Below are 16,823 nucleotides of genomic sequence, written 5' to 3'. Positions count from 1 at the left end.
TGGTGGGGATCGGTCCGGGCCCGCACGACCCTGGCGTCCACGCTCGTGGTGGCGCTGGCCCTGGTCGCCGCCGGCGTCGGGGTGCTCGCCGTGCTCCAGCGCAACCTCGTCGACAGCGCGGGCCTCCAGGCGGAGGTGGCCGCCCGCGAGGTCGCCACCCAGGTCGCGGTCGGCACGCCCGTCGACCACCTCGACCTGCCCGACGAGGACGACCGGCCGGTGCAGGTGGTCGACGCCGACCGCAAGGTGCTCTCCGCCGACGACGACCTCCACCACGCCCCGCCCATGGCCGACTTCGCCCGCGCCCCGCACCCCGAGGGCAAGCCCGACGACGACCACCGGGACCGCGGCGACGACGATGACGACGCCCCGGCCCGCGGGTCCGTGGCCGATCATGCCGGGTTCCGCACCGTCACCCTGTGGCTGCACCACGACCACCCCGCCGGCCAGGACTTCCGAGTGGCCGGGCTGCTCGCCACCACCCCGGAGGGCCGGACCGTCACCGTCTACGCGGGCTCCTCCCTCGACACCGAACGGCAGGCGGTGGGCGGGGTGCGCGACGCCATGCTCCTCGGGCTGCCGGCGCTGCTGCTGGTGGTGGCCCTGGTGACCTGGTTGGTGACCCGCCGTGCCCTGCGCCCCGTTGAGGGCATCAGGGCCGAGCTCGCCGAGATCATGGGCGGCGACCTCTCCCGCCGGGTCCCCCAACCCGCCTCGCGCGACGAGGTCGCCCGCCTCGCCCGGACCACCAACGCCACCCTCGCCGCCCTGGAGACCTCGGTGGAGCGGCAGCGGCAGTTCGTCGCCGACGCCTCCCACGAGCTGCGCAGCCCGATCGCCAGCCTCCGCACCCAACTGGAGGTCGCCCGCGCCCACCCCGAACTGCTGGAGCTGGACGGCCTGATCGAGGACACCGTCCGTCTGGAACGGGTCGCCTCCGACCTGCTGCTGCTGGCCCGCCTGGACGCCGGCGAACGGCCCCGCGCCGAGCGCCTGGACCTGGCCGAACTCGTCCGGGACGAGCTGGCGCACCGGATCGGCGACCGGTTGCCGACCGCCGTGTCCCTGCCCGACGCGGCGGTACCGGTCGAGGGCAGCCGGACCCAACTCGCCCGCGTACTGGGCAACTTGCTCGACAACGCCCAGCGCCACGCCGGCTCCACGGTCCGCGTCGCGGTGCGGCCCGGCGCGGCCGGCACCGTCGCCCTGGACGTCACCGACGACGGCCCCGGCGTCCCGCCCGACGACCGCGCGCGCATCTTCACCCGCTTCATCCGCCTCGACGACGCCCGCACCCGCGACGAGGGCGGCGCCGGCCTGGGCCTGGCGATCGTCCGCGACGTCGTCCAGCGACACGGCGGCCACATCGAGGTCGGCGATGCGGAGCGCGGCGGCGCCCGCTTCACGGTCACCCTGCCGGGCGCGCCGCCAACTCCCTGACTGTTACTGCTTCTTGTGCCCTACGGGACCCGCACGAGCCCACCCCCACCCACCCCACTGGAGTGCCGCCATGCCCTTTTCCGCCCAGGACCCGGCCGCCCGCCCCACTCCCCGGGCGCTGTTCATCACCTGCTCCGACTCCCGCGTCGTGCCCACCCTCCTCACCGGTACCGCCCCCGGCGAACTCCACGAGCTCCGCACCGCGGCCCATGTCGTCCCCCGCTACCGGCCCGACGCCCGGTGCGGGACCGCCGCCACCCTCGAATTCGCCCTCGGCGCCCTCCAGGTCCCCGACGTCATCCTGTGCGGCCACACCGACTGCGCGGCCCTGAGCGCCCTCCGGAACGACCCGGCCCCGCCCGAACTCCCGTTGACCCGCAACTGGTTCACCCGCGCCGCCCACCAGCCCGACCCCGACGCCCGCCCCGCCGGCGGCCACACTCCGCAAGAGCGGCACCTGCTCACCCAGCTCCACCACCTGCGCACCTACCCCTGCGTGACCCGCCGCCTCGCCACCCGCCGACTCCGCCTGCACGCCTGGCACTACGACGACCGCACCGCCGAGTTCCGCACCTGGGACGCCATCGCCCGCGCCTTCCGCCCGCTCGGCGCCGCGGCGACCCAGTTCGCCTGGGGCCTGACCCATCGGGCGGGTTCTGGCCCCGGCTCAGATCAGCTCGGGACGGCGGTTGCGGACCGGGCTGACGGCTTCCAGCGCGGCGCCCAGGCGCAGGACGGTGGTCTCGGCGTACCAGCGGGAGACGAGTTGGACGCCGATGGGCAGGCCGTCGGCGGTGGTGCCGAACGGCAGTGAGAGCGCCGGGAGGCCGGTGAGGTTGAACGGCACGGTCGCCCGCATGATGCCGCGCGCCGGGACGGTGGCCCCGCCGATGCGGAGCGTGGAGCGGGCGTGCGGGGGCGCGGGGACCGGACACACCGGGCACAGCAGGGCGTCGTACCGCTCGAAGTAGCCGGCGAACAGGGCGTCGAGCGCCTCGACCTGCCGTTGGGCGGCGAGGTAGTCGGCCAGCGCGATGTCGGGTGCGTCGAGGGCCCGTTGGGTGACCCGGTGCAGTTCGTGCTCGCGGCCGGCCGCCGCCCGTCGGAAGTACGGCACCGCCTCGGCGGTGAACAGCACCGTGCTCAGCTCGGTCGCGTCGATCTCCGCCAGCCCCTGCGGTGCGGCGGCCTCGACCGTGCAGCCCAGCTCGCGCAGCGCGTCGGCGGCGGCCGCGACGGTGCCGGCGACCGCACCGTCCACCGGGCCGAATGTCGGCTCGCAGGCCCAGCCCACCCGCAACCCGGTCAGGTCCCGCGGCCGTTGGCCCGGGGACCGGTCGTCCAGGGGAGGGGAGTGCCGCACCTGACCGTCGACGCCGTCGGGTCCGGCGAGGACCCGCAACGCGGTGGCGATGTCCCGCACGCTGCGGGCCATCGGGCCGACGTGCCAGAAGCGGTGCGGCACTTCGGGCCAGTGCCCGGTGATCGGGATCCGCCCCCGGGTGGCCTTCAGCGCGACGATGCCGGTGTCGTGGGCGGGGCCGCGCACCGAGATGGCCACGTCGCTGCCGAGCCCCAACGGCGACAACCCGGCGGCGATCGCGGCCGATTCGCCGCCGCTGGACCCGCCCGGGGTCCGCTCGCCGTCCCACGGATTGCGCGACCTGCCGACGAGCAGGTTGTCGGTCTCGGTCCAGTAGGAGAACTCCGGCAGGTTCGTCTTGCCCAGCACGATGCCGCCGGCCCGCCGCAGCCGGGCCACCGCGGTCGCGTCCGCGGCGGGCACCCGGTCCCGGAAGAGCAACGAGCCGCGGGTGGTCACCGCGCCCGCCACGTCCAGCGAGTCCTTGACGGTGAACGGCACGCCGTGCAGCGGGCCCACCGCCTGGCCCGCCGCCACCGCCGCGTCCGCGGCGCGGGCCGCCGCGAGCCCCCGCTCGGCGAGCACCGTCACCATCGCGGTGACCTTCGGGTCGATCGCCGCGATGCGTTCCAGGTGGGCCCGCATCACCTCCGCGGCGGACACCCGCCGGGCGCGGATCAATCCCGCCAACCCGGTCCCGTCGAGCCAGCAGAGCGCGTTGTCGTCCACGGATACCTCCCCACCCTGGCGCACCGAGACCGACCTGACCTCGGCACTCGTAGTCCGTACGTCGTCATCAAACCAACTTCCGCTGGCCGAAAGGGTATTGCGGCGCGCTTCGCGACGTCGCGTTGGGGTGCGCACCGGGCGGGAGTGGTGACCGTCGCGCCGCGCGCCCTCTTGCTCGGGTGAGCAAACCGCCCTATCGTCTTGCTCATGCAAGCAAGAAATAGCATGGACAAGCAAGAGGGGGCCGGGCGCAAGGCCAGGCCCTCCTTCACGGAGACCGGGCGCCGGGCCCAGATCGTCGCCGCGGCGATCGACGTGATCGCCGAAGTCGGTTACCACGGCGCCTCGTTCGCGAAGATCGCGCAGCGCGCCGGGCTGAGCAGCACGGGGATGATCTCCTACCACTTCGACGGGCGGGACGACCTGATGCGCGAGGTCGTCACCGAGGTGATGCGGCTCGGCGAGGCGTACATCCGTCCCCGCATCGAGGCGCACGAGGCCTATGCGGATCGCCTGCGCGCCTCCATCGAGGGCAACCTCGACCTGCTCGCCGAGTACCCCAACCACCTCGCGGCGATGGTCGAGGTCCTCTCCCACCTGCGCGGCGACGCCCCCGGCGTGGTCGCCTTCCTCGGCCACACGGAGTCGATCCTCGCCCTCCAAGTGGAGCAGCTCCGCAAGGCGCAGCGCGCCGGCGAGTTCTGCGACTTCGACCCGTGGGTGATGATCCGGGCGATCCGCGCCGCCATCGACGACGTGGTGCGCCGCGCCACCCGAGATCCCGAGCTCGATGTGCGGGCCGCCGGCCGGGAGTTGGCGGACCTCTTCGACCGCGCCACCAGGAGGACGTCATGACCGCAGCGGATGCGCCCTCACCCACCATGGGCCCCGGCCCGGCACCACAGGCCGATCCGGACGCCGCGGCGGCCGCCTTACGCCGCACGGCCAGGCTGCGCCGACGGCTCGTGGCGCAGGTGCTCTTCGAGCTCGTCGTCCCGCTCGGCTCCTACTACGGGCTGCGCGCGCTCGGCGCCGGCCAGTGGCTCTCGATGGTCGCCGGCGGCCTGCTGACGCTGCCGTGGATCGTCCACGGCATCGTGCGGCAGCGGCGCGTGGAGGCGATGGCGGTGTTCACGCTGTGCCTGGTGGTGGTCGGCGCGCTGCTGTCGGCGATCACCGGCAGCCCGCGGGTGTTGATGGTCCGGGACAGTTGGCTGACCGCCGCGATCGGATTCTGGGTGCTCGGCACGCTGCTCACCCGGCGTCCGTTCATCATGACGGCCTCGCGCGGCATCGTCATCGCCAAGGTCGGCGAGGCCGGGCTGGTCGCATGGGAGGCGCGCTGGGACGTGGAGCCGACGTTCCGTCACCACCTGCGGCTGGTCACGGCGGTGTGGGGCGCGGTCTTCCTGCTCGACGCGGCGCTGCGGGTGGTGCTGGCCTACACGATCCCGGTGGACTCCTTCCCGCTCGTCAGCACCGTGCTGTGGCTGGCGCTGCTCGGCGGACTGCTCACCTTCCACAACTGGTACATCACCCGGAACGGGCTGAAGTTGTAGGGAGCCGCGGCGGACACCTTCGGGTGCGCCGCGACTCCCCGCTACGCGATGCCCGCCCCGTTACGCGTCCTGGGTCCGTCGGCCGGACGCGGAGGCGAAGCCCAGCCAGGTGTGGCGGTTGCCCGCCCAACACCAGCCCACCTTGGGGGCGTTGCGGCGCTCGCGGCCGTCCCGCCCGGTGCCGTTGCTGAGCCAGAGGGCCGGGGTGCGGGCGTCCAGGGTGCCGTTGGGCTTGGGGAGTCGGGAGCCGATGGTCATGAAGCAGTGGTTGCGCTCAAGGACGGCGGGCTGCTGGAGGACCCAGTGGATGCCCTCGGTGAGCAGCAGCGGCGTGCGGGCGTCCGCGGTGAGTGCGGGCAGCGCCTCGTTCGGGCTCCAGTTGGCCAGGTGGTCGCCGCGGTCGGGGTTGGTGAGGAGGTAGAGCGGGGCGTCGGGCAGGGGGAGGGTGGCGAGCGGGGCGAAGTGGTCGACGTCGGGCATGTCGACGACGACGAAGCCGGGTTTGCCGCCGTGGCGGAGCAGCGGCGCGAGGGCGGAGGCGGGGGCGCGGTCCGGGTGGACGGCGAGCAGCGCGCCCTCGTCGCCCGCCCGGGAGGCGACGGTGGCGGCGAACGCGCGGACCTCGGCCGCCGGCAGCCCGGCGATCTCGTGCACCCCCAGCCCGATCAGCCGCTCGGCCTGGGCGTCGAGGGCGGGAAGGGCGGGGGAGAGGGCGTCGACGGGCGGCGTGGTGTGGGGCACGGTTCTCCCGGGGTCGTGAGGCGGTCGGGCCCTGGGCCAACGTGGCCGCCGGTCGGAATGTTCCCGTGGTCCCGGAATTGCCGAGGGCGCGACGCCCCCGGCGCCGAGCGCGGTGCGCATGAGCGCACGGTAGGGACGGCCGCCCCCGGTCGTCGGGTGATGGGGCCGCGCAAGGGACGGCGCGGCCCCATCACCTCACACCCGGTCGGCGACGATCAGCAGGTACTGGAAGCTGCCGTTGCGGTAGGCGTTGAGGAAGGTGTCCTCGATGCCGGTGACCAAGTGGTCCGCCTCCCGGCGCAGTTCCCAGTACGGCAGCGCGGACTGGGTGAGGTCCTCGACGTGCACCGGGACGAGCCGGTTGTTGGCCATGGCCCGGAAGTACTCCGAGCGGGGGTGGATGTCGCAGATGTAATGGGCGTTGATCAACGACACCTCGCGGGAGGCGCGCCCGTAGGCGTCGTTGTAGCAGCCGGTGATCGTGACGTACCGGCCCCCGCGCCGCAGCAGCCGGGCGTGCTCCCTGAAGAGCAGGTCCAGCTCGACGTACATGGTCGACTCGTTGTTCCACGACGCCGCGTACGCGCCGGACTCGAAACCGGTGTCGAGCATGTTGCGGTGGTGGTAGCGCACCTTGTCGTCGATGCCCCGCTTGCGGGCCTGCTCGTTGGCGAACTCGGCCTGCTTGGTGGAGATGGTGACCCCGTCGGCGTGGCAGCCGTAGCGCAGGTGCGCGGTGACGCTGCCGCCACCGCGGCCACAACCGGCGTCGAAGACCCGGTCGGTGGGCGAGAGGTCACCGAGGTGCGAGGCGAGCAGCTCAGCCTGGGTGTGCTCCAGGCGGTGCAGCTCGGCGGTGGTCCGCTCGCGGCGCAGGGCGAGGTCCGGCTCGTCCAGTACCGACCGGTCGGCGTCCCCGATGCCGTAGTGGTGGTGGTACAGGTCGTCGATCTTCCCCAGTTCGAGGTTGACCGGGTTCTCCTCGGTGTTCCAGTAGTCCGCGACCCGCGACTGGTACGTGGACTGGGTCGGCACCGGTGTACGGGCGGTGTCGGCGTGGGCAATGGTCAAAGCTGACTCCTTGCGGCGGTGCGCTGTTCGGTCTACCAGTAGTCGGGCAACTGGTAGCGATCGGTGTTGGTGGCGTGCCACTCGTGATTGCCGGCGACCCAGTCGGACAGGCCCCGGACGTACTGTGCGAGGAGGGGTGAGCTGGCGGCCAGCGGTGCTGACTCCGTCTCGAACGCCTCCATGACCTCGTTGTGGATCTCCACGCTCTTCAAGTAGGCGGCCCTCAGGCCGCGTTGGTCGTTGGCGGCCACCACCTGCGGGAGGTTCAGGTGGGTGGGGTCGCTGGCCAGCTCCTTGGTGAAGGAGTAGAGGTCGTTGACGATGGTCGTGGCGTTGCTGGCCAGCGCCGTGACCCGCTGGACCTCCGGGCGGGCGTAGAGCGCCTCGGGCAGTTCGTAGCCGTCGACGGTGTCGACCACGGACAGGCAGGGGCGGAAGTTGTTGAACTGCCGCATCACCAAGTACTCCCAGACCCGCGGCACGTGCCGGGTCTGGGCCCAGGACGCCTCGGCCAGATAGCCCAGGTGCAGCCGGGCCATGTCGTGGACGAAACGGTCCGTCTGGCTGGGCGTGGCGACGGCCGCGAAGTCCTGCATCGCCGCCTGGTAGGAGCGCAGGGGGCCGTCGGCCTGCATGCCCCGGCGCCACTCCGCCTCTTGCGTGGCAGCGCCGTGGAACGGGTCGAGCGCCGACTGCGCCAGGACCAGCCGGCCGCCCAGGCGGTCGCGCACGGCGCCGCGACCCTCGTCCTTCTCGCAGTAGCAACTGTCGACGATGTTCTCGGCCAGCAGGAACTTGCCCGCGACGGTGAGGCGTTCGAGGTCGGCCGCGGCGGGGTGCTGGAGGACGACGGCCCGGCCGCACTGGAACTCCGCGAAGTCCCCGGACCACTGGGCTGGGAAGAGGTCCAACTCGCGGGCCCAGGCTTCCAACCGGCGGTCTACCTCCGCGGCCTTCTCCGGATCGGCCGGCGCGGCGGGACGGTACCTCAGCCCGGGGACCGCCCCGGTGCGGCGGGACCGCAGCGAGCTGACGAGGTTCGGCGGGCCGGGCAGCGAGAACCCGGCGGCGGTGGGGGGCGTGCTCATGGTTGGTGCTCCCTAGGTGCTGCCACCGGTCAGTCGGTGCTCCGGCCGATCTGGACGTTCTCCAGGACGCCGACGGCGTCGGGCACGAGGATGGCCATCGAGTAGTAGGCGGTGACGAGGTACTTGACGATCGCGGCGTCGTCGATGCCCATGAAGCGGACGTTCAGGCCGGGTTGGAACTCGTCGGGGATACCGGTCTGGTGCAGGCCGACCACGCCCTGGTCCGCCTCGCCGGTGCGCAGCGCGATGATGCTGCTGGTGTGCACGTCGCTGATCGGGATCTTGCCGCACGGGAAGATCGGGACGCCCCGCCAGGCGGGCACCTCGTGCCCGTCGACGCTGGCCGAACCGGGCACCAGACCGCGCTTGTTGCACTGCCGGAAGAAGGCCGCGATCGCCTTGGGGTGGGCCAGGAAGAGCTTTGTCTTGCGGCGCATGGACAGCAGCTCGTCCATGTCGTCGGGGGTCGGCGGGCCGGTGTAGGTGCTGATCCGCTGGCCGTAGTCGGCGCTGTGCAACAGCCCGAACTCCCGGTTGTTGACCAGCTCCCACTCCTGGCGCTCGCGGATCTCCTCGACGGTGAGCCGGAGTTGCTGCTGGGTCTGGTCCATCGGGTGGTTGTAGAGGTCGGCGACGCGGCTGTGGACCCGCAGCACGGTCTGGGTCAGGGAGAGCGGGTACTCGCGCGGGGCGAGGTCGTAGTCGACGAAGCCGCCGGGCAGCGTCGGCTCGCCGACGTGCCCCGCCTGCACGGGGACGTCCGCCTCGCCCTTGCGGTTCATCGGGAGCTGCTGGCGCTCCGCGTAGGCCGTCAGGTGCGCGGCCAGGGACGGCACGCGGTCGGTGAACTCCCGGAGCACGTCCCAGGGCAGCACCATGAGCACGCCCGGGGTCTCCGCCCGGACCGAGCTGCGCCACTGCGGGTCGGCCTGGCCGAGCGCCTCCTCCCCGATCTGGTCGCCGTCGGTGATGACGCCGGTGACCTCTTCCCCGCCGTACTTGCCGGTGGTGTACCGGGCGAACCGCCCGTGGACGATGAGGTACGCCTCGGTGGCGGGCTGACCGGTCTCGAAGAGCACCTGCCCGGCGCGGACCTCCCGGACGCTGAAGCGGCCGGCGAGCTCCCGGAGGACGTCCGGCTCGTCGTAGCCGCGCAGCACCGGCAGTTCGGTGAGGGTCTCGGGAATCACCTTGATGTCGTCCGCGCCGTTGTGCTCGAACTGGACCCGGCCGCGACCGATCCGGAGCGTAAGGCGCCGGTTGACCCGGTAGGTGCCACCCTTGACGTCCACCCACGGCAGCGACTTGAGCAGCCACCGCGAGGTGATGCCCTGCATCTGGGGCTCGGACTTGGTGGTGGTCGCGAGCTGCCGCGCGGCCTGGGTGCTGAGGCTGGTGAGCGCACTGTCTGTGGGCGGCACGAGGTCGGGCTCGTCGGTAGCGGAACCGGTGGCGTTGTCCGGCACGGGCACTTTCCCTCCCGGGACGTGAACAGAAGTGAGCAAAGACGGCCGGCGGTACGGGGGTTGGCCGTGGCAGCTACCAGCGAAACAGGCTGGAGATCATCTCGGTACGGCGCGAAGGGGGGCGGCTTCGCAAAGGAAAGTCATAAACCCCGAGTGGTTGCGTTATGGAGCGCGAGTTCACAACTACGCGCCCCCACTTGTGACATGGGACGGAACGGGCGTCGCGGGAGGTGGTGTCCGCGCCCCCATCGTGCGCGGTCGCTCCGCCCGGCTCCCCCGCACCCGTCCGCCGGTCACCCGCCGTTCGTCACCACCCAACAGAACGGTATAAAAGCAGTGTGGCGCGACAAAGCGAAGACGACGGACAGCGGCGGCCCGCGAGTCGGCCGGCGGACGAGCTGCACGAGACCGTGGAGGAGGTCGCCGCCACGGTCATGACCGCGTCCCGGCTCTTCGTCGCGCTCTCCGCACGGGCGCTGGCCGAGACCGAGCCGGCGTTGACGCTGCCCCAACTGCGCACCCTGGTGGGCCTGCACGGCGAGGGCCCGGTGAATCTCGCCGCGCTCGCCGCCGGGTTGGACGTGAACGCCTCGACGGCGATGCGGATGGTCGACAAGCTGGCGGCCCGCGGCTTCGTGGACCGCCAGTTGAACCCCGGCAACCGCCGCGAGGTCATCCTCGACCTCACCCCGCCGGGCCGGCAGTTGGTCGAGCAGGTCATGGCCCATCGCCACCGGGAGATCCGGGCCATCGTCGCCAGTCTCCCGGTCGACCGGCGCGCCGAGTTGGTGCGCGGGCTGCGCGCCCTGACCGACGCCTCCGGCGAGCGGGCCGTCGACTCGCTGACGGAGCGCTGACGGGGCTCTCCCGGGACGGGGCACCCCTGGGGCGGGGTCTTCGCGGTGGCGCGGGCCCCGTCCCGGGAGTTCGGGGTCGGCTCAGAGGGGCACCACGTCCGGTTCGCGCCGCCGCTTGGCGGGGATGAGGCGCTGCCGGTGGTGTTCTTCCGTCAGGTCGTGCCGGCGCGCGTGCAGCAGATGGTGGAGGGTGACGGTTCCCACCACCCGCCCGCCGGGGCCGTGGGCGACCACCGGGGCCTGGGTGACGCCGTGTTCGGCGAAGAGGTAGGCGGCCCGGCGCAGGGTGTCGTCGGGCCGGAGCGTCACCGGCGATGGCCCGCAGACGTCGGCCACCGTGCTGCTCCCCGGCCCGTCGGCGTCCCGGGCGGCCGCCTCCAGCAGGTCGCCCGTGGTCGTCACCAGGCCCGTCGCCCCCTCGTCGGTGACCACGGGAATCAGCCGCCGCTCGCCACCGGGTGCGCCGTCGGCATCCCTGGTGAGCCGGATCGCCGTCGCCACGCCGTCCCCACCCTCCAGGAGCAACGGCCGGCGTTCCATGACCTCTTCGACGAAGAAGGTCTCCAACGGGTCGGTGGAGTACTCCCGGGTCAGGTGCAGACCGCGGCGGGCGATCTTCTCGGTGAGCACCGAGCGCTTGAGCAGCAGCGCCGAGAGGGCGTAGGCGGCGGTGGAGGAGAGCAGCAGCGGCAGCACCGCACCCCAGGCGTGGGTGAGTTCGAGGGTGAAGACCACGCCGGTGAGCGGGGACCGCATCACCCCGCCCACCACGGCGGCCAGCCCCATCATCGCCCAGAAACCGGGGACGACATGGGGGAAGAGCAGCCCCTCGGCCGCGCCGACCGCCCCGCCGATCATGAAGACCGGGGCGAGCACCCCGCCCGAGGTCCCCGAGCCCAGCGAGAGCGACCAGATCAGGGTCTTGACGACCAGGATGCCGACGATGAGGGACACCGTGGCGCGCCCGGTCAGCAGTTGGTCGATGACGTCGTAGCCGACGCCCAGGGCGCGCGGTTCGACCAGGCCGCCCAGGCCGACGACGAGCCCCCCGATGGCGGGCCACCACATCCAGTGGAACGGCAGCCGCGCGAAGCCGTCCTCGGCCCGGTATACCAACCAGGTCGCGGCCACCGCGAGCGCCCCGCCGAGCAGCCCGGCCACGGCGCAGAGCACCATGACGACCGGGGTGGCGTGCAGGTCGGCGGCGGAGACCGGGAAGAGGGGCGCCGTCCCCAGCAGGAAGCCGCGGACCACGGTGCTGACCCCGACCGCCGCGACGACCGGCACGAAGCTGCGCGGCCGCCATTCGAAGAGCAGCAGCTCCACGGCCAACAGCACGGCCGCCAACGGGGAGTTGAAGGTCGCCGCCATGCCGGCCGCCGCGCCGGACACCAGCAGCGTCTTGCGTTCGTCGGCGCTCAACCGCAGCCCCTGCGCCAGTATCGAGCCGATCGCGCCACCGGTCATGATGATCGGCCCCTCGGCGCCGAACGGGCCGCCGGTCCCTATGCTGACCGCCGCCGACAGCGGCTTGAGCACCGCCACCCGCGGCGCGACCCGGCTGCCGCCGGTCAGTATCGCCTCGATCGCCTCGGGCATGCCGTGCCCGCGGATCTTCTCCGACCCGTAGCGCGCCATCAAGCCGATCACCAGGCCGCCGACCACCGGCGCGCCCAGCACCAACCACCACGGCCGGTGCTCCAACCCCGGGGCGACCAGCGCCGTCGACCACCGTTGGTAGAACACCACGTTGGTGACCAGTCCGATCAGCCGCAACAGCGCCAGGGCCGCGACCGCACCGGCCCCGCCCACGAGCAGCGCCCAACCGCAGATCACCAACATCCGCGGCTGGACCGTGAAATCGCCGAGGTGCGCACCACGGTGCCGCACCCCTTGCTCGCGCGCCCCGCTCACCGCGGCGCCCCACCGCATCGCGGAGCGACACCGCTCCCGGTTATCGACGACCGCCCGTCCGGACTCGGGCATGCACATATTCCTCGCATGGCTTCCATGGCCGAAGTATTGCAGTGGGCAATAGTTGCGAGCAGGGGGTGTCCAGGGCTCGGACAGGTCGGTGGTTGGCTCCCGGGGGCGGTTTTGCACCGATGGCGCGCCCGAGTGCGCCGCTCGGCGCCCGCGCCGTGCGCGCCGCTCGGGTCGCGATCGACGAAGGGCCGGCTCCGGGAACGTCGTACAGTACGTAACGCCCTCGTGTACGCCGTGCACGACGGGTACGAACCGAAGTCCCCGCAGGGAGGAGGGCCGTGTCGCCCAGGCCACGTTCCACGCGCGAGCCCCTCGCGGACCGCATGTACGACGTGCTGCTCCGACAGCTGTTCGCGGGGGAGCGCGGCGCCGGTTCGCCGCTCAACATCGGCGCGCTCGCCCGCGAACTCGACGTCAGCCAGACCCCGTTGCGGGAGGCGCTGGCGCGGCTGGAGCACACCGGGCTGGTCCGGCGGGAGGCCCTGAAGGGGTACCGGGTCGCGGACGCGCTGACCGACCGCGAGGTCGGCAAGCTCTTCGAGGCACGGATGGTGCTGGAGCCCGCCCTCACGCTGGAGGCCGGGCACCGGACGACACCGGAGTTCCTGGCCACCCTGCGCGGGGCGGTGGACGAGCTGGCGGAGTCGGCCACCAGCGCGGACGACCGGCCGGACGGGTTCCAGCACTACTGGACGTCCGACGACGCCTTCCACCGCCTGATCGCCGCCCAGAGCGACAACCCCTTCCTGGAGCAGGCGTTCCTCTCGCTCGGCGGCCAGATGCACCGCTTCCGGCTCTTCACCAAGCGCGGCCACACCGGCGTCCCGCACGCCGTCAAGGAACACCGGGCGATCTGCGCGGCCCTGGAACAGCGGAAACCCGAGCGCGCCGCGGAGCTGATGCGCCGCCACCTCACCAACGCGCGCACCCGCATCCTCGGCACGGAGGGGACGGCCCGGACCGTCTGAACGGCCCGGACCGCCCCGGCCGTTCAGAGCGCTTCGAGCCGGGTGCGGGCGTAGCAGGCGGCCGCGCGGGGGCCGCTGAGGTGGGCCAGCAGCGACCGGGCCCGCGGATCGGCCGACGCGCCGGGGCTCAGCGCGACCGCGAACTCCGTGGTGTGCTGCACCTCTTGGGGAAGCGGGGCGACGATCTCGGCCTCCGGGACGAAGAGCAGCTCGCTGAGCTGCTGGATCGCGAGGTCGGCGCGGCCGTCCACGACGGCCTCGGCGACGAAGCCCTTGTCGATCACGGTCGCCCGGGAGTTGACCTCCTGGGCGATGCCCAGCTCCTCCAGGAGCCGCGCGAAGTAGATGCCGCTCGCGCCGGTCCGCGAGTAGGCGACGCTGCGGGCCGCGCGCAGCGCCGCGATCAGCGCGGCGCGGCTGCCGAGGTCCGGGTGCGGCGCGCCCGGCGGCACGGCGACGCCGATGCGGGTCCGGGCGAGGGGAGTTCGGGTCGCGGGGTCGATGAGGCCGCGCTCGGCGAGCGGGCCCAGGGAACCGGCCACCGCGACCAGCGCGTCGAACGCCTCGCCCGCGTCGATGCGGCGGAGTAATGGGACGGTCGGGTCGAAGACGGCGGTGACCGGCGTCCCGGACCCGGCAGTGAAGGCGTCGAGGAGGCCGTCGTCGAACGCCTTCCGCACCGCCAGCGCGCTGAACAGGGTGAGGGGACGGGAGTCGGTGGCGCCGGCGCTCATGCCTCCCCCTCCGCCGCCGAGGCGGTCAACAGCAGCCGCCGGTCACCGAAGTTCCCGGACTTCAGCAACAGGCACGGCCCGGCCGCGGGATGGATCCACGGCACGCCGCGGGCCGCCTCGACGCCCACCTCGCCGCCCGCGATCCCGAGCGCGGCCACCACCGCGCCGGACGTCTCACCGCCGGCGACGACCAGCCGCGCCACACCCCGGCGGGCCAGGCCGACGGCGATCGCGCCGATCGCCGCCTCCAGAATCCGGGCCGAGCGGGCGACGCCCAACACCCGCTGCGCGGTGCGCAGTTCGTCGGGGCGGCGGGAGGCGTGGATCAGCACCCCGGCCCCGGCGTCGACGGTGTCGTACCAGCGCAGTGCGCGGGTGGCGAGCGCGTCCGGGTCCGGCACGGCGAGCGGGTCGAGGAGATGGGCGGGGCGGCCGGCGGCCCGCAGCGCGTCGATCTGCTCCAGGGTGCGGCGCGCGCAACTGCCGGCCAGTACGGCGGCGCGCCCGCCGGGTGGCCTCAACGGGCCGGCCCCTTCCGGGTGTTGGGGCAGGCCGCGCTCGGCCCGGACGGCGCCGAGCGCCCCGACGAGCCCGGCGGCGCCGGCGACCAGTGGCGCATCGACCACCGCGCGGGCGACCGCCAACAGGTCGCCGTCGTCGAGCGCATCGGGGAAGACATAGCGGGCCCGCCCGGCGAGCGCGTCGAGCGCGGCCCGGATGCGCACCGGGCCGGCGGCGACCGTCCGGTGGTCCAGAACGGCGCTGCCGGGGTGGGCGCTCTGGGCGTCCAGGAGCCGGGGGAGCAGGGAATCGGTCATGGGCGTCAACGGGTGGTGGCGCATCGAGGACTCGGCCAACAGCCGCTCGTGGACGAAGAGATGGCCCAGGTACTGGGTGCGGCCGTGCTCGGGGGTGGCCGGGGCGGTGACGACCGGACGGGCCCCGGTGCGCGCGCTCAGCGCGTCCAGGACCGGGCCGATGGTGCCGCGCGGCGTCGAGTCGAAGGTGGAGCAGAACTTGAAGTAGAGCTGGCCGGCGCCGGCGGCGGTGAGGTGGTCGGCGGCCGCGAGGGCGTCGCGGACGGCGTCCGCGGCCGGGGCGGTGCGGGTCTTGAGGGCGAGGACGGCGGCGTCCGCGGGGAGCCGCTCGGCGGGCCCGGTCGGGACGCCGAAGCCGAGCCGGGTCCGCAGGCCCCGGCGCCGGAGGGCGGCCGCGGCGTCCGTGCCGCCGGTGACGTCGTCGGCGATCACACCGATCATGGGACATCTCACGGGACATCGTTCCTTCGTTGATGGTCGGAAGAGCGCCAAGTGGCGCCCGATGCAAGGAAGTTGGTGGTCCGGGAAGCGTCAAAGGAGCGCGGAGGCGGCGAGCACGCAGCCGAAGCCGAGCACCGAGACGGTGGTCTCGATGACGGTGAAGGACCGGAACATCTCCCCGAGCGACATTCCGAAGCTCTCCTTGACCTGCCAGGAGGCCGCGTTGTTGAGGTGCGGGAAGATGATCGAGCCGCAGCCGAGGGCCAGCACGACCAGCGCCGGGTGCACCCCGGGCGTGGTGGTCACCACCGGCGCGACGATCCCGGAGGCGGTGATCACCGCGACCGTCGCGGAGCCGACCGCGAGCCGGATGAGCACCGCGATGAGCCACGCCAGGACCAGCGGGGAGATCCCGAGCGCGTGCGTGGCGTGCGCGATCGCCCGCCCGATGCCGGAATCCACCATCACCCCGCTGAGTGCGCCGCCGCCCCCGATGATCAGCAGGATCGGAGCAATGGCCGCAATGCCGTCCTGCACCTGGGAGTTGAACCGACCGGCGCCCCGCCCCCGGCCGAGGCCGATCCTCGCGACGAGGACGGCGACCAGCAGCGCCACCACCGGCCGGCCGATGAATCCGAACACCGCGGCCCAGGCCCCTGACCCATGGGTCACGGTCACCACCGACTGCGCCAACACCAGTACCAGCGGCAGCACCACCGGCACGATCGCGGCGGCCAGGCGCGGCGGGGTGCCGCCGTCGTGGGGGCGGGTGAACTGCTCGACGAGCCGGGGCGGCGGCACCGGGAACATCCGGCGCGCCATCGGCCCGGCGAGGAGCTGGCCCGCCACCACGGTGGTCAGCACGGCGACCGGCAGACCGAGGCCGATGACGGCGCCGACGTCCGCGTGCAGGGCGCCGGCCGCGGCCGTCGGCCCGGGGTGCGGCGGCACCAGGGCGTGCACCGAGGCGACGGTGGCCAACGCCGGTACGCCGACCAGGAGATGGGGCGAGGTCCTCCGCCCCCTGGGGTCCCGGCCCTCGCTGTCGAGCATCGTGGTCGCCACCCGTTGGGCGATGCCGAACAGCAGGGGCAGCAGTACCGCCAGCGCCACCTCGAAGAAGAGCGGCAGGGCGACGACGAAGGACAGCAGGCTCACCGTCAACGGCACGCTGCGGAGGGTGCGGCCGCGGGTCAGCGCCGCCGCGAGCCGCCCGGTCGCGCCGGACTCGGCGAGGACGGTGCCGAGGACCGTGCCCAACACCAGGATCAGACCGGTCCCGCCGAGCGTGGTGCCCGCGCCGGCGGTGACCGAATCGACCAGCGCCGCGGGCCGTTCGCCCGCGACCAGGCCGATCCCGAGCGAGCCGATGAGCAGGGCCAGGAACGGATGGACCCGCAGCGGCGTCGTGATCATCAGGACCACGGCGATGATGCCGAGGAGGCCGGTGGCGAGCAGGCCGGCCTCGGAAGCTGCGACCACGCTGCACCTCTTCTGTTCGGGTGGGGGAGGCTGACGGGCGAAGTCCGGTGGAGGGGAGGGGCGTTGGCGGTGTGCACCGG

The 16,823-nt window shown here is 73.3% G+C and carries 14 protein-coding genes and 1 pseudogene; 6 read left to right on the top strand and 9 right to left on the bottom strand.

Annotation, left to right across the window (positions count from 1 at the left end; all coding sequences use genetic code 11):
* The first annotated feature begins 45 nt into the window (after positions 1-45).
* Together PV796_RS05085 and PV796_RS05080 are read left to right on the top strand one after the other, a co-directional pair.
* The gene (locus PV796_RS05085; protein WP_274918869.1) at positions 46-1,440 is read left to right on the top strand and encodes a sensor histidine kinase; all 1,395 of its coding nucleotides are present in this window, start codon (positions 46-48) and stop codon (positions 1,438-1,440) included.
* Positions 1,379-1,990: pseudogene (locus PV796_RS05080) on the top strand (carbonic anhydrase); the annotation flags it as partial. The gene PV796_RS05085 and the pseudogene PV796_RS05080, both read left to right, overlap by 62 nt.
* A gap of 117 nt (positions 1,991-2,107) precedes the next feature.
* On the opposite strand, the gene PV796_RS05075 reads toward PV796_RS05080, so the two are convergent.
* Positions 2,108-3,532 carry an amidase gene (locus PV796_RS05075; protein ID WP_274911699.1) on the bottom strand — a complete coding sequence of 475 codons (1,425 nt, stop codon included), beginning with the start codon at positions 3,530-3,532 and terminating at the stop codon, positions 2,108-2,110.
* Between the two features lie 225 nt (positions 3,533-3,757).
* Here PV796_RS05075 and PV796_RS05070 point away from each other — a divergent pair, with 225 nt between their 5' ends.
* Entirely contained in the window at positions 3,758-4,387 is a 630-nt protein-coding gene (locus PV796_RS05070) for a TetR/AcrR family transcriptional regulator (RefSeq protein ID WP_274911698.1), read from the top strand.
* Positions 4,384-5,091 (top strand): VC0807 family protein, encoded by a 708-nt coding sequence (locus tag PV796_RS05065; RefSeq protein ID WP_274911697.1) that lies wholly within the window; start codon positions 4,384-4,386, stop codon positions 5,089-5,091. Before PV796_RS05070 ends, PV796_RS05065 begins: the two co-directional genes overlap by 4 nt.
* Positions 5,092-5,151: 60 nt before the next feature.
* Here the strand turns inward: PV796_RS05065 and PV796_RS05060 are convergent, their stop codons facing one another.
* The 4 genes from PV796_RS05060 to PV796_RS05045 form a co-directional block, all read right to left on the bottom strand.
* Positions 5,152-5,832, bottom strand: coding sequence for a DUF5701 family protein (locus PV796_RS05060; protein ID WP_274911696.1), 681 nt, complete (start codon positions 5,830-5,832; stop codon positions 5,152-5,154).
* 195 nt (positions 5,833-6,027) lie between these two features.
* Positions 6,028-6,903 carry a geranyl diphosphate 2-C-methyltransferase gene (locus PV796_RS05055; RefSeq protein ID WP_274911695.1) on the bottom strand — a complete coding sequence of 292 codons (876 nt, stop codon included), beginning with the start codon at positions 6,901-6,903 and terminating at the stop codon, positions 6,028-6,030.
* A gap of 32 nt (positions 6,904-6,935) precedes the next feature.
* Positions 6,936-7,991 carry a family 2 encapsulin nanocompartment cargo protein terpene cyclase gene (locus PV796_RS05050; protein ID WP_274911694.1) on the bottom strand — a complete coding sequence of 352 codons (1,056 nt, stop codon included), beginning with the start codon at positions 7,989-7,991 and terminating at the stop codon, positions 6,936-6,938.
* A 29-nt stretch (positions 7,992-8,020) separates the two neighbouring features.
* Positions 8,021-9,463 carry a family 2B encapsulin nanocompartment shell protein gene (locus tag PV796_RS05045; protein ID WP_274911693.1) on the bottom strand — a complete coding sequence of 481 codons (1,443 nt, stop codon included), beginning with the start codon at positions 9,461-9,463 and terminating at the stop codon, positions 8,021-8,023.
* Positions 9,464-9,795: 332 nt separating this feature from the next.
* Between PV796_RS05045 and PV796_RS05040 the strand changes: the two genes are divergently transcribed.
* Positions 9,796-10,314 (top strand): MarR family winged helix-turn-helix transcriptional regulator, encoded by a 519-nt coding sequence (locus PV796_RS05040; RefSeq protein ID WP_274911692.1) that lies wholly within the window; start codon positions 9,796-9,798, stop codon positions 10,312-10,314.
* A gap of 81 nt (positions 10,315-10,395) precedes the next feature.
* Here the strand turns inward: PV796_RS05040 and PV796_RS05035 are convergent, their stop codons facing one another.
* Positions 10,396-12,300: a chloride channel protein gene (locus tag PV796_RS05035; RefSeq protein ID WP_446750557.1), complete on the bottom strand. Its 1,905-nt coding sequence runs from the start codon at positions 12,298-12,300 to the stop codon at positions 10,396-10,398.
* Positions 12,301-12,578: 278 nt separating this feature from the next.
* On the opposite strand from PV796_RS05035, the gene PV796_RS05030 reads away from it, so the two are divergent.
* Positions 12,579-13,268: a GntR family transcriptional regulator gene (locus PV796_RS05030; protein ID WP_274911691.1), complete on the top strand. Its 690-nt coding sequence runs from the start codon at positions 12,579-12,581 to the stop codon at positions 13,266-13,268.
* 23 nt (positions 13,269-13,291) lie between these two features.
* Here PV796_RS05030 and PV796_RS05025 read toward each other — a convergent pair whose 3' ends face one another.
* From PV796_RS05025 to PV796_RS05015, 3 genes are all read right to left on the bottom strand, one after another.
* Positions 13,292-14,002 (bottom strand): molybdate ABC transporter substrate-binding protein, encoded by a 711-nt coding sequence (locus PV796_RS05025; protein ID WP_274911690.1) that lies wholly within the window; start codon positions 14,000-14,002, stop codon positions 13,292-13,294.
* On the bottom strand, positions 13,999-15,273 hold the full coding sequence (otnK, locus tag PV796_RS05020) for a 3-oxo-tetronate kinase (RefSeq protein ID WP_342456884.1): 1,275 nt from the start codon (positions 15,271-15,273) through the stop codon (positions 13,999-14,001). Before otnK ends, PV796_RS05025 begins: the two co-directional genes overlap by 4 nt.
* A 78-nt stretch (positions 15,274-15,351) precedes the next feature.
* Positions 15,352-16,743, bottom strand: coding sequence for a GntT/GntP/DsdX family permease (locus tag PV796_RS05015; RefSeq protein WP_274911689.1), 1,392 nt, complete (start codon positions 16,741-16,743; stop codon positions 15,352-15,354).
* Positions 16,744-16,823: the final 80 nt, after the last annotated feature.

Source organism: Streptomyces sp. WZ-12 (genome assembly GCF_028898845.1).
Lineage (GTDB): Bacteria > Actinomycetota > Actinomycetes > Streptomycetales > Streptomycetaceae > Streptomyces.
The sequence above is the reverse complement of the archived record's forward strand: the minus strand, read 5'-3'. Positions and strand labels throughout refer to the sequence as shown.

Excerpts from the sequence above, each read along its gene's own strand:
- PV796_RS05070 (WP_274911698.1), top strand. The coding sequence starts at position 3,758 with ATGGACAAGCAAGAGGGGGCCGGGCGCAAGGCCAGGCCCTCCTTCACG.
- PV796_RS05035 (WP_446750557.1), bottom strand. The coding sequence starts at position 12,300 with ATGCCCGAGTCCGGACGGGCGGTCGTCGATAACCGGGAGCGGTGTCGC.
- PV796_RS05050 (WP_274911694.1), bottom strand. The coding sequence starts at position 7,991 with ATGAGCACGCCCCCCACCGCCGCCGGGTTCTCGCTGCCCGGCCCGCCG.
- PV796_RS05065 (WP_274911697.1), top strand. The coding sequence starts at position 4,384 with ATGACCGCAGCGGATGCGCCCTCACCCACCATGGGCCCCGGCCCGGCA.
- PV796_RS05025 (WP_274911690.1), bottom strand. The coding sequence starts at position 14,002 with ATGAGCGCCGGCGCCACCGACTCCCGTCCCCTCACCCTGTTCAGCGCG.